The 12,546-nt window shown below is 51.0% G+C and carries 9 protein-coding genes; 4 read left to right on the top strand and 5 right to left on the bottom strand.

Features of this window, described 5'->3' with window-relative positions; all coding sequences use genetic code 11:
• Positions 1 to 500 precede the first annotated feature (500 nt).
• A complete protein-coding gene (locus AC2TAD_RS21960; protein ID WP_480870631.1) occupies positions 501 to 1,772 on the bottom strand; it encodes an adenylate/guanylate cyclase domain-containing protein in 1,272 nt (423 codons plus the stop codon).
• A 413-nt stretch (positions 1,773 to 2,185) separates the two neighbouring features.
• Here AC2TAD_RS21960 and AC2TAD_RS21965 point away from each other — a divergent pair, with 413 nt between their 5' ends.
• Positions 2,186 to 2,941, top strand: a complete 756-nt coding sequence (locus tag AC2TAD_RS21965) for a hypothetical protein (RefSeq protein ID WP_480870634.1) — start codon at positions 2,186 to 2,188, stop codon at positions 2,939 to 2,941.
• 244 nt (positions 2,942 to 3,185) lie between these two features.
• Here AC2TAD_RS21965 and AC2TAD_RS21970 read toward each other — a convergent pair whose 3' ends face one another.
• Complete coding sequence (locus tag AC2TAD_RS21970; RefSeq protein WP_170383447.1) at positions 3,186 to 3,449, bottom strand: DUF4242 domain-containing protein; 264 nt, start codon at positions 3,447 to 3,449, stop codon at positions 3,186 to 3,188.
• Between the two features lie 163 nt (positions 3,450 to 3,612).
• Between AC2TAD_RS21970 and AC2TAD_RS21975 the strand changes: the two genes are divergently transcribed.
• The 3 genes from AC2TAD_RS21975 to AC2TAD_RS21985 all read left to right on the top strand — a co-directional run bounded on the left by AC2TAD_RS21975 (position 3,613) and on the right by AC2TAD_RS21985 (position 8,274).
• A complete protein-coding gene (locus AC2TAD_RS21975; protein WP_480870637.1) occupies positions 3,613 to 4,491 on the top strand; it encodes a LysR family transcriptional regulator in 879 nt (292 codons plus the stop codon).
• Positions 4,492 to 4,903: 412 nt separating this feature from the next.
• Positions 4,904 to 6,169 (top strand): TAXI family TRAP transporter solute-binding subunit, encoded by a 1,266-nt coding sequence (locus tag AC2TAD_RS21980; protein WP_480870640.1) that lies wholly within the window; start codon positions 4,904 to 4,906, stop codon positions 6,167 to 6,169.
• Positions 6,170 to 6,396: 227 nt separating this feature from the next.
• On the top strand, positions 6,397 to 8,274 hold the full coding sequence (locus tag AC2TAD_RS21985) for a DUF3604 domain-containing protein (RefSeq protein WP_480870642.1): 1,878 nt from the start codon (positions 6,397 to 6,399) through the stop codon (positions 8,272 to 8,274).
• Positions 8,275 to 8,574: 300 nt separating this feature from the next.
• On the opposite strand, the gene AC2TAD_RS21990 is transcribed toward AC2TAD_RS21985, so the two are convergent.
• The 3 genes from AC2TAD_RS21990 to AC2TAD_RS22000 form a co-directional block, all read right to left on the bottom strand.
• Positions 8,575 to 9,465 (bottom strand): DUF2950 family protein, encoded by an 891-nt coding sequence (locus AC2TAD_RS21990; RefSeq protein ID WP_480870645.1) that lies wholly within the window; start codon positions 9,463 to 9,465, stop codon positions 8,575 to 8,577.
• A 1-nt stretch (position 9,466) separates the two neighbouring features.
• Complete coding sequence (locus AC2TAD_RS21995) at positions 9,467 to 10,768, bottom strand: DUF3300 domain-containing protein (RefSeq protein WP_480870648.1); 1,302 nt, start codon at positions 10,766 to 10,768, stop codon at positions 9,467 to 9,469.
• A gap of 648 nt (positions 10,769 to 11,416) precedes the next feature.
• Positions 11,417 to 12,546: hypothetical protein (locus AC2TAD_RS22000; protein WP_480870650.1), on the bottom strand; the 1,130-nt coding region annotated here is incomplete at its 5' end.

Below are 12,546 nucleotides of genomic sequence, written 5' to 3' on the forward strand. Positions count from 1 at the left end.
TGGCACGCGATGTACCGGCACGACATCCAAAACACTCTGGCTGCATTATTTCGGTTAAACGAAAGCAGCGCTGAAGCTCGCATGGTAGGTTTTGCTCGGACAATGAGATTAATCGACCAATAGTTCGTCAATTGTCATCAGGATATTTGGATTTCGTATTGCCCTTATTACCTGGCGTTTACGTTGGCTAACGTAGCCCAACAATGCTCTGTACCTAAATTTGCTTCAATTAGGCCAACAATCTAAAGTGCCGCACTTCCAAGAAGCCCCTCCGACCATCTGGGACGGTCGGATCGGGCAAGCGAGACTTTGAACGGCAACTTTGCAAAGTCGGCTTTCCGCGCACTACTTTCGTTAGCGCGGACTGCAGCACCTGGTAACTTTGGGCTCAAAGCAGTCTTTTGCTGCATAGTGCATCAAAGACCGCAGTGCTGACAAAGCAGTCGTTCATCATTTGTTGCAGAAATCCGAAGTGATTTACTTGAGATCAAAAAAATCGTTCATTTGGACCGATTAATTGAGCTACTTTTCTCGACCGGTGGTGCGAACTCTGGAAGCGTAAAAACCTGTGTTGATTGCGACATACCTGCCAGCTGGTGTTGCCCCAACGGCTCAAGCCGCGTTGCAACATCTGCTGCGAATTCCGAGGACATTACTAAAGGTGTTTTTAGAGACTTACACAGACCCTCAAGCCGATTGACTTGGTTTACCGCAGGGCCAATCGTGGTGAAATCCAGCCTACGTTCCGTGCCGACGTTTCCATACATTACGGAACCCCGATGTAAGGCAACTCCAAATTCAATTCTGCCGCCGTACTTTTGCCAGGTGATGTTCTTTTCCCTCGCGCGAGCTAAGCACTCCAACACTGAAGACAATGCGGCACGGCTCATGTCGACTGCCGGCCTCGACTTTTCGTCTACTGGGAAGATTGCCATAACAGCGTCGCCGATAAATTTAAGGATCTCACCGCCGTGATCTTCTACTGCCCCGGCCGTGCAATCAAAATAGTCGTTAATTAACGCAAGATATCTATTCAATGGCATGTCCTCTGCCATCCGACTGGAGTTTCTAAGGTCGCAATAAAACAAAATGCAGTCGATTGCCCCTCCATCGCCGCGCTCGATTACACCATCCAAGACCCGGTTTCCAGAGTAGCTTCCTAGGTAGGCATCCATGAGACCTTGCGCAAGAATGCGCGATTGAGCGTTTTTTATAACCAGAGCAAGGGCAGGCATTAGTGCTCGGATATAGTTGATTTCAGAGTCGCTAAATCCACCTATACGCCGTGTAGAAATCGACATCATAACGCCCTCCATTCCAGGGGGAAAATCCGACCAGCGGCTAGCGTCATCGCGATGATAGCTTTCAAACTGAACCAGATAATCCGTTGCACCATCCGAACGAAGCTCTTCCAGGATCGGAAAACTGGTCTCGACCGACCCATCCTCCAATTTGTAACGCCTATATGAACCGCCGTTACGCGCCAAATCGAAAAAAGGTGTATTGCGGAATCCAGTTGTCGCAAGCTGGTCCCTGGGCGTTAGTTCGACTTTGGCTTGGTCGTCGCGGACCGTCCAAAGCACATTCAAAGCGCCAAAAATTGGGTGCAGGACCATGCCCCCGACGTTGATCCTAGCAACAGGGACACCAGCGGAAACCAGACGGTTGCCAAAGCCTCGCACCACATCCTCGGCCTTGGTATCGCGAAGACCGCACCCCATCAGCCAAGCAGCAACGCTATCTAAAAGTGGAGACCTGCTGAACTCAATCATACTGAGACACTTTCTTGTCTAAAAAGCGTATTGAACCAGCTCGATACTGAGACCTTAGACCGATTTGACACAATGAACGCAGGGAGTCTTGTACCGAGCGTTCAGTCCTTTTGTATCACATCACTGCTATCGCCTCCTAGCTTGGTGCGCTAAACAACCAGTTTCACCCCTGTACTCCAAGGTAAGCGACGGGCTCGATGCGGCGGTCCGCCCGAATACCGCGAGCGACCGCTCTGCGGACATAGCTGCCATGCGCCCTTTCCCAAAAACTCTCTTTGCTTAACAGTCTAGCGCGTGACGGTCGCTTGACTGCACGCCCACTATTAATCGATCATCTCTGAACTGTTTAGTGCTACTTCGAGGAAACTCTCATGGAAGCATTCGGAAGCGAAGGCCAGCGACGCATGTCGACCATGGGTGAGCATCTTATCCAGCTATTGGGTGATGACCCTCGATTTTGTAGCCATGGGCGCGGTATTCAAATTGCCAACGAGTACGGCGGGGCTTTGGATGATGCCGTTACAATGGCCCGAATACTTGGCATCACGGCGATAGAAAGCATACCGCGTCAGGAAGTGGCAAGGACGCGAGAAGTCATTGAAAGTCAAGGATTAAAAACCAACGCAATCGCTTGTTATCTTGGCGGGCTGAACTGTGTTGACATCGCTCGGAAGTTAATCGCCGAACAGGCGTTACCCGAGGATTTGACAGTACGTGTGATTGATCGCGAATCTCCACCAGAATGGCTTGAAGCTTTCGCAGAAGTCGCGATGAGCCACGGTGTTTTGCCGCCAATAGGGCCGGTTATGCGCGGAGTGTCTCGTCCCGGGTTTGCTATGGTCGTTGTTGACAGCTTAGGTTCTCCCGTTGCAACTGCGGGCTCAGTTCTGTGCCATCCGCCCAGCAGTAGGCTGCATCGTCGCGCGCAATGGGGGCAACTCTCGACCAAACCTGAACGCATGGGTGAAGGTATTGCAAAAGTCCTGGGTGCCAAAGCTCTAATACACTCGCATGAAAAGCTTGGCGCCACGGGGTTCAAGACGGGCATCGCTTCTGGCAACGCTGCCTCAACACGGTTGTGCGAAAAACTTGGCTTGGAGGATAGCGGCAGCGACATAGTCGCGATCATCGACCCGATTGTATACTCAGAAGATCGGTTAACCAAGTGACTCATCCGGTAGCCTGTGGTCGCAGTGTGTAAGCGGAACTCCCAGGAGCCTGAGCTAGACTTTTTTGAAGCTAAAACGGGAAGAGTTCTAGTCTGCATTGGATAAGGTGCTGCCGTTCCGCAAAACTCAGTGTAGCAAGTATCTGCGGGACGAACCTGCAGTTCTCCCCCGAGCTGCTCAACCATTGCAAAGGGCCCTCGAGCATGTACTCAGGGCCCAATAAAACAATAAGGCATACAAGCCGTTACGGTGTAAGGTCCATTGCCGCCACGACCTTTTCGTAAGGAAGCCCAGCGGTATCGTTCAATCGACGAACTTGATCGGCACTTTCACCATCAAACAAGCACATGCAGCGCCCGTCTTCGGGAGCAAATGTTGAACGAACATAGCTGATCTTGTCGCCTTCTGCTGTCATTTTCTGTGCTGTTGCTATCGCGGCTTTTTGAGCTGCACCCAAGTCATCCATGCTGATACCCTTAAGGTTTCTTTCGACCATAAAAACAGACATTTCGCTCCCTTTCCGAATAGTCAAAACCAGTGCATCTATTGCATCACGGAGCGGTGGCTCGGGGAACTATCGATACCTTATGACTTAATAACTCCAGGTTTGGATAAAACGGTGTATCCTGCGTAATGATTGTTATTAGCTATCAGTGACGAGGTGCCCCAACATGGAGATGTCTCAGATTAGATATGTCTTGTCTGCCGCAAAGCATCTGAATTTCACCAAAGCTGCTGCAGAATGCAATGTGAGCCAACCAGCGCTTACAAAGGGCGTCAAGTCACTAGAAACCGAACTGGGCGCACAGGTTTTCCATCGGGAAGGTAGGAAAATACTGGTTAGCGACTTTGGGAAGTCTATGCTGCCGCATCTACAGCACATCGTCGACGAAGCAGCAGCTACACAAGCGCTGGCTCAGAATTTTCGTTTGCTGGAAAAAGTACCGCTGCGCTTGGGTGTCCTATCAACAATTGGGCACGTTCGCCTTGCTCGCTTCTTAGCTCAATTCGAGAAAAACCACAGCGGCTTGGAGTTGTCAGTCAATGAAGCAAGCGCGTCGGACCTAAAGAAAAAACTTTCTGATGGTGATATTGATGTCGCTTTGATGACGCTGACTGAAGAACTGGAAGAAGAGTTTAGGGCTAGACCACTTTACGTCGAAAGATATGTGGTTGTTTTTCCGCCGAAACACCGCCTTGGACAACTCAACTCAATTTCGCTCCAAGACTTATCACAAGAAAACTACGTTGACCGCTTGGCCTGTGAGTTGCGCGAGATGGTAATGTCGGTTTGTCAGTCAAAAGGCGTTGAACTGTACGCTCGCTTCAGGTCTGAGCGAGAAGATTGGGTACAAGCAATGGTTGCTGCGGGCATTGGTTTTGCCTTTATGCCTGAGTACTCGGTTACTCTACCGGGCTTGTTGCAGCGCCCGCTTGTTGAGCCAGAAGTTTCCAGAACCATCGCGGCCTTTACAGTCCCCGGCCGAAAACATTCGCCTGCACTTGATGCACTGATGAGGTCATCGCAGACATTTGCGTGGCCGGGATAAGTAACGTCAGCTTTGGGCTCGAAGCGGTCATTCGCAGAATTTTCGCGAGCGTCTGTTTTGCGGACTTTGCCGCCATTGGCCCGCTTTCACCGAAGGACCGCAGACAGCCTAAACCGGACATTCGCAACAAGATTTTGCAATTTCCGAGATGCGGGACATTGCCGACAAAAAAGACAAAACTTAAACTCTGGTTTACGATAGGATAAACCGTTGCTTAGACGGCCAGTTTTTGATCTCAACCTAGTTCAAGCGCTCTTGGTTTTTTGCGCTACCAACTTAGCCTTCAGGGATACTTGAACCGAAGAATTCGAACTTTCGAGTGCCACCCACTGTGATCGGTTTCTCGTTGGCAAAAAGACTGCTATCAAATGAGAACGAATTATCTGTTCCGATCATCTGAATGTGAGAATAAATGCGCTTAGCTCTTTTCATTCTCTTTCCGATTATGTTTGTCGGGTTGCTTGTTTTTCTGATCTTTGGCTTGAAACCGCCCAACAGTATTAAGCTGGCTGCTGGCATAAGCGGTGGCGGATATTGGCAAGTTGGACAACTCTACAAAGCAGAACTTGCACGTGACGGCATTCAGGTAATTTTAGTTGAAACCGAGGGGTCCGTTGAGAACATTCAGAAACTTGTTTCTGGCGAAGTGGATGCCGCATTTGTTCAGGGTGGCCTGGAAATACCTCAGGACGAAAACTTACAGTCTTTGGGCGCCATTTTTCTTGAACCCATGGTGGTGTTCCGCGGAAAGTCTAGTCCAGTCGGGGCCAATGCAGGAGAATGGGGAGATATTCGCTTAGCTGCAGGAACCAAGGCGTCCGGTACTCGTGCCGCCGCTTTAGCGCTAATTGAGGCCGCCGAGTTGCAAAATGTCGGCATAAACCTCGTCGACGTCGGGGGCAATGATGCGATAAAGGCGTTATATGCCAACGAAGCGGATGCGGCGTTGTTTGTCGCTCCACTCGATGCACCTTACCTTATGGATGCAATTTTTGATCCAGAAATCATTTTCGTCCCCATGGCTTTGGTCGATGCCCTTGCATTGAAACTTTCCGGAGCAAATTCGGTAACTGTACCGGCAGGATCAATCACACTTGACCCTCCGAGACCACCAGAGGACGTCAAGATCTTGGCATTGCGAGCTTCACTTATCGCCGCATCCGATCTGCACCCTGCAGTAACCGATAGGTTAGTGAATGCAGCAAAGAACATTCATAGCGAACCTAGTATTTTGCAAAGTGCGCGCGAGTATCCGAACACGGCTTCACCGCCTGTACCACTGAACAAAATTGCCACAGAACTCATAAACTCTGGGCCAAACTTTTTGCATGGCGTCTTGCCATATTGGATCGCAGCACAGTTTGGCAGCGTGCTGTTATTGCTGTTGCCTTTGTTGTTCTTAGTACCGTTTTTACGGATCGTCCCGTCCAGTTACGTGTGGTTTCAAAAGCGCCGGGTCTGGCGTTTTTATCAGCGTATCACGGCGCTTGAGGAGGAACTCAGCAAGGCACAGACCTCAACTGAGCTTGAAGAAGTCGCCAAAAATATCGAAAACGTGGACACCGCCCTTGCAAATCTGAATCTGCCGCTCGCATACCGCCAGGGAGCATATGATGCACGTTTGCACATAGGCCTAATTCGACAGGAGATTGCGCGTCGTCAAACTGCAAAAAGTTGATGAAACCTCAACGTTCGCAAGCATACCACGCTAAAATACCTTTTTAATTTGAGACTTCGATACAGGTGCGTGCTTTAGTTATTGCGTGTACGCCGCTTTGGGGTCGCAGCCATCGTTTGCAGAGTTTAATTGAGCGGCCGCTGTGCTGGACGAATAGAGTTCAGATTATGCGTCATAGTTACTTGTATTGAGCGTTGTAAACTTTGAGCAAAATATGAGGTTAGGAAATGATCCGTTTAGCATCTATTCTGACTATCGCGCTTGCGGCTGGTGCGTACGCCGAGGACGTCCCAAGCACTCAACCTGGCGACAGAGAATATTCCCCCTACCCACAACAAAACTTCCCTAATCAGGTCTATTTCGGCGACACTCACTTGCATACATCATACTCTGCCGATGCCGGTATGATCGGCAATGTACTTGGCCCTGATGAAGCATACAGGTTTGCCAAAGGGGAAGTCGTTACATCCAGCACCGGTGTCGAAGCGAGGTTGCGCCGACCATTGGATTTTCTGGTTGTTGCCGATCACGCCGAGAACCTTGGGCTTGCGCCGCTGCTCTCAGCCAAAGATGCCACGCTGCTCTCCACGGAGTTTGGCCAGCAACTGAACGCGGCTGTCGAGGCCGGTGATCCCGTTGGCGCATGGTCGATTTGGAGCCAAGCCAAGTCCACTGGCACAGACCCATTGGCAGATTATCAGGAGATTTACCAAACAGCGTGGAGCAACATTACCTCTGCCGCTGAGGCACACAACCAACCGGGTTTGTTTACCGCGCTTATCGGGTTCGAGTGGACCTCAAACCCACAGCGGAACAACCTGCACAGGAATGTCATATTCAACGGTGGCAAAGAGGGCGCTGACAAGATCATCCCGTTCTCGAACTTTGATAGCTTCGACCCCGAAGACCTTTGGGCATGGATGGAACAAGCCGAAGAGACAACAGGCCAAAAGCTGCTTGCGATCCCGCACAATGGCAATTTGTCCAACGGGTTGATGTTCGACGAAGTGCGCTTGTCCGGCGAACCGTTCGATGTTGAGTATTTCAAACAGCGTGCCAAGTGGGAACCGATCTACGAAATCACGCAAATGAAAGGTGACGGCGAAGCACATCCCATGCTGTCACCAGACGATGAATTTGCTGACTTCGAAACGTGGGACAAAGGACAACTTGGACCAGAGCCCAAGACACCGGAGATGCTTCCACGCGAGTATGCGCGGGCTGCATTGCGGCGGGGGCTTGGATACGAGGCGGAAACAGGGACAAACCCATTCAAATTTGGCGTGATCGGCTCAACTGACGCTCATACATCGCTGTCCACGGTTGGCGAGGACAATTTCTTCGGGAAAGTCACGGCTGTTGAACCTACTGCTGACCCGATCCGATTTGAAGAAGTCGTCGGCGGCATTGGTGGGGACGAGAGTGTTGCCCAATATGCATGGCAGACTTCGGCGTCGGGTTTGGCGGCCGTTTGGGCAAGGGAAAACACCCGCGAGGCCATTTGGGATGCTTTTGCTCGGAAGGAAGTCTATGCGACCACGGGGCCGCTCATGCGTATTCGTGTTTTTGCCGGATTTGAATTCGACGAAACAGACCTGCCACGTGCGGATTTTGCCGCATATGGATATGAGAATGGCGTCCCGATGGGGGCGGATTTGCCAGCGGATAGAGACGGTCGGTCTCCGCGCCTCCTCATCCGTGCGCTCCGTGACCCCGATGGGGCTAACCTCGACCGTATTCAGATTGTCAAAGGCTGGCTGAACAGTGACGGCACAACGTCGGAACGTGTTTATGATGTTGCTTGTGGCGGGCGTGAACTTCTAAACGCGGGGTGTGACGGCCCGGTTGGCAATACGGTGGATGTAGAAAACGCGTCTTGGACAAATGACATCGGCCAGGCAATTCTCACCGGATATTGGGAAGACCCGAACTTCGACCCAACGCAAAACGCGTTTTACTATGTCAGAGTGCTGGCAATACCAACGCCGCGATGGACGACATACGATGCAAAGGTGTTCGGAACGGAGATCCCAGACGAAGCACCGCACTCGATACAGGAGCGGGCCTACACATCACCAATTTGGTACACACCCAGGGATGAGTGATATCAGGTTAAGACTAAAAATCACTTAGTCTGTTCTGGGCGCACAGCAGTCATTCGGCAATTTCAGATGAAAGACCGCTCTGCGAACTATCCGATCATTCAGTTTAAACGTGTTAAGGCAGAAGAATGGATCAAACCGTAAGATGGGCAATTTGCTAGCAGTCACAATGTGTGTTGCAAGAGCGATCCAGGCTGAACCTGTTCGGGTACACGTAACCATCGAATTGAAGCTTGTTAAACGATCCGCAAATAGTGGCCTCAGCAAAGCAGCAGAGTTTAAGTGCCACTATCAATCCAAACATTACTCGACCGGTGACCAATTAGTGTCTGGATCATAGGCAGTTATTTCAGCAGCAATACTGAGTGTTTCCGGGCCAAAATCTGCCTCGTAGACTATGCCGTTTTCGCCAACCAGAAAGGAATGGATACCAGTTTCTCCGTAGTCTGCCGGTATTGCCAGCAGGGCATGTCCTGCAACGAAGTGATCCCCGACGAAATAAGGGTAGGCACCCCCAGGAGCGTTAGGGCCCTGCTCTTGCAGGACTGTGTAATAATAGCCAAGAAACGGCTCGGCTTCATAGTCAGCCTGACCGTCACTCCACCCCGAAGCTGCAGCGCGGGCGAGAGCTGCACCGACAAAGCTGTCTTTACCGGGCCAGAATAGTCCGTTTTGCTCTTCGGGATCAGAAATGATCGTCTGAGCGAATTCCATAACGCCATTCCCGTTATGGTCCACAAGCCGGAAAGCTGCCTGCAGGTCAACATAGGCTTCAAGCAATTCGATCACTTCCAACTCATTCAAGCCTATTTCACGAGCTGAAAGTTCCTCGATACCAGCCTCCATGTCAAAGCGCCAACCAGCATCTTTTCGCAGAATTGGGATAGGAAAAGGCCAACCGTCTTCACCCAGAAGAAGTACAACACCATCGTCCTCAGGCCGGAAACGATACCCCTCGGCATACATGCTAAGCATTTCCTGCCTTCTTTCTTGATCTTCCGCCGGATCACCCGTTCCAACCAGATCTTCGGCTTCAGGCCCGAAAATTTCGATCAGCTTGCTCTGATCATTAGCCTTCAACGCATCAACAAAAGCATCCAGTGCGGTTTGCGGCGTATCAAATCTGGCTCCTTCAGAAAGAGCCGGGCTGGTGGTCGCGGCAAGCAACAAAATTGAAAATACTGACCTACGCATCTTACCGTCTCCGCTTGCCTTTAGCGGCGTGTCCACGCTTGGACGCGCTTTGAGTTCTGCTGCCGGACGCCTTTTTCTTCATCGCTTGCCCTTTGGATGCCGCGGGCTTGCGCTGCGTTGATGCGGCTTTCTTCGCCTGCGGCTTCTTGGCGGTCTGGGGTCTTTGTGCTACTGGCTTTTTCGCTGCATCTGGACGTTTAGTACGATCAATGGCCTGTTGCTTTGCAGCGGCCTTATCCCGATTTGCGTTGCTCCGGTTCGCTAGTGCCCCGCCTGCTACAGCCCCTGCACCGGCGCCGACCGCAGCTGCTGCCGCCCCGCGGTCCCGGCTGATATCTGCAGCACCAGATTCTCGGCTCAACTTTGCACGCAGCTCATCCGTGCGACCGTCAGGACGGCTAACCGGCAAGTCGCCGCGGCCACTTTCAGGTCTTTTATGGTCTGCTATTTTGTTCCGGGCCTCCTGTTGCCGGTCAGGATCGGGGTTCCATCCGACATCCGTTCGGTCACCTAAATCTATATCATTGCCGATATTGACGTTGCCATCGACGTCTATGTCGATGTTTGGATTTCTGTAAATCGGACCGCCGCCCCAGCCACCGCAATTTCGGCACCCCCAGTAGTCATACCAATCATCGTCGTCGTCAAAAATTTCGTCGATCAGGGCAACGGCGCCAAACGTTAGTAGTGCTGCGCCCACAACATCCCCGGTTGACGGGCCAGTATAAACCGTCTCGGGATTGTATTGTGGGACGTATACCGTTTCGGGTTCTGTCGGTGTAATTACTACTGTGTCGTCGTCAGACACTTCGACAGTTTGCTCGGGGCCTGAAACAAGAGCGCCGCTGTCAATTGCCTGATCCCGCATGACCTGCACCGCATCCATCACATCATCGGACTGGGCCAACATGGCTGTGCCGACTGTCTCGGTCCAGTCGATATGGGTGGCCATCTGCCCAACAACTTCGGGAAACGCCGTTGCCAACACGCTGACAGAAGGATCCCATCCCATTGCTTCGATTTCCGGCTCAAGTTCAACGGGGTCGCGGTCGGCGTTATCCAGCAAATACCGCTCAGCCTTAACAATTTCCAATGGCTGGGTGGCCGCGACAAATATCTGTATGAGTAACGTGTCGGGATAAAGAGCAACCGGGGCGACCAATGTCTGCAACTCAGCATCAGTTAGCAGGCTGGACGAGGTTGCCGAGGTATCATCTTTTCCCGCCACATCTTCGGACGACTCTTGCGCTAACGCGAAAGTAGATACGCAAATACCGAATGCAATTAATAGAAACCTAAACATATTGCGATCCTTCGATTTCTTGAAGGATCACCTAAGACTGCGATTCTGGCAACCGGTCAGTCAAATAGACTCGACAACATTGTGGAAGTACTTCAAGGCCTGTTTGCACTCCTGAACAAGACCTACAGATTCCACGACTAGCGCTATTTGAGAGCACGAGTGAGTGCGCAAAGCGCGAAAGCAAGCCAATGCCTATTGAGTCAGTCAAATTAATTCATCACCAACATCGTGGCGACTCGGTGGCGATTCAAGTGCGCTAACAAATCGCACAGATAGCGCACAGAGACCTAAAATGTTGATTTATTTGAAGCAAGTGGCGGACCGAGGAGCAACCATATATTTCTGTAAACTTCTGTTAAATATAAATAATAATCAATTCAATACAGTGCTTACCACCAAATATTCCTCACTTATTATTGGAGCTAACGCTTCAATACCTCAGGTTCGAACATGACGGAACGATCAGCAGTTGGTCAATCTACCAACTTACGATGACTTTGCCTTATTGCAGGTGCGTACGAGACACTGTAGCCCCCCAAAGACCTCCCGAATGCCTATGAATTGTACGTTGGGGCAGATGAGGAATGCCTTTTCTCCTCATCCCACTTGGTTATGACCACGCATAAACGACCCTTTCTGTTGGAACAATCATAAGTAGTCGAATTGGTCACCAGAAAGTAACGAAGCTGACGTAGAATTTGCCTCATCGGCATCCAACGCGTTAACTTCACCGTTTACAGTGCCTTCATTGTTGTATTCATCCAGTGCGTCCAAAACATCCTTGCCTTCACTCTTCCAAGCCTCACTTCTGGCCCGAACGATTGGACCGTTCAAATCAAACTTTGAGTCACCGTTGGGCTTTGGAGCTCCGTCGCCATGCTCAAGCAGCCATCCCACAGCTTGATCGATCCAGTACTCTGCGTCGTCGCTATCAATATCTGCGTCGCCATCTGTAATTGAATTTCCAGCCAGATAGTTCAGCCATGTAGCAACAGCTTGCCGACCAACGTCATCTATTTTATTTTGCTTCGGAGTGTCAGCTTCGTTCCGGACAAGATCAAGAGCGTCATCGAGATCTATTAAGATTACGGTTTCGCCATCATCGGCATAACCATTTTTATTGTAGTCTCCGATTAGTAACGCGTCTACAGTACCCAAGTCGTTGTCTGGATTATAGATTTCGTCATTCTCATCTATGTCGCCGTCTCCGTTACTGTCGTAGCGAACGTTGTACGTTAGTTCGCCGTCTGGGAACTCGTCTTTTTCCGGTTCGATCTCATTACCTTCCACACCATCCCAATAACTGAGCAGCTTGAAGCTGTTTCCCCATCCGCCGGGAGTACGCACGCCCGAGCCTTCGCTTTCAAGACCGAAGTAATAGGCGGGGTCCTCATCAGCGGCGCCTTGGTCTGTAGTAACGCTAGCTACATTCAAGTGCTGACCCGCCACGAGCGGCAATGTGTATTCCAGATATGCGCTTTCACCTACATCCAAAATACCGTCTTGGTTGCCGGATTCGATAAGAGTAAATCCAGACAAATCGATCTCTCCAGTGGCGCTGTCGAAATCGCTAATAGTGATGCCAGTAAGCGTCACATTCCCTGTATTGGTTAACTCAATACGGAAAGTTGCATCCCCATCGGATACTGGCGCTTCTGGCCCTGCGGGATCATCTGCATCCTGAAAGCCATTTCCATCCCCAACATCGACCAGCTTTACAAGGTCTATCCCAGGCTGGTAGGCGATCGGCTGCTGCGCGGAATCCGACACTTCCTCCG

This window comes from Ruegeria sp. HKCCD7628 (assembly GCF_057221005.1).

Bases quoted from the DNA above. Each gene is read 5' to 3' on its own strand.
- AC2TAD_RS21960 (WP_480870631.1), bottom strand. From the start codon at position 1,772: ATGATTGAGTTCAGCAGGTCTCCACTTTTAGATAGCGTTGCTGCTTGG.
- AC2TAD_RS21965 (WP_480870634.1), top strand. From the start codon at position 2,186: ATGGGTGAGCATCTTATCCAGCTATTGGGTGATGACCCTCGATTTTGT.
- AC2TAD_RS21970 (WP_170383447.1), bottom strand. From the start codon at position 3,449: ATGTCTGTTTTTATGGTCGAAAGAAACCTTAAGGGTATCAGCATGGAT.
- AC2TAD_RS21975 (WP_480870637.1), top strand. From the start codon at position 3,613: ATGGAGATGTCTCAGATTAGATATGTCTTGTCTGCCGCAAAGCATCTG.
- AC2TAD_RS21980 (WP_480870640.1), top strand. From the start codon at position 4,904: ATGCGCTTAGCTCTTTTCATTCTCTTTCCGATTATGTTTGTCGGGTTG.
- AC2TAD_RS21985 (WP_480870642.1), top strand. From the start codon at position 6,397: ATGATCCGTTTAGCATCTATTCTGACTATCGCGCTTGCGGCTGGTGCG.
- AC2TAD_RS21990 (WP_480870645.1), bottom strand. From the start codon at position 9,465: ATGCGTAGGTCAGTATTTTCAATTTTGTTGCTTGCCGCGACCACCAGC.
- AC2TAD_RS21995 (WP_480870648.1), bottom strand. From the start codon at position 10,768: ATGTTTAGGTTTCTATTAATTGCATTCGGTATTTGCGTATCTACTTTC.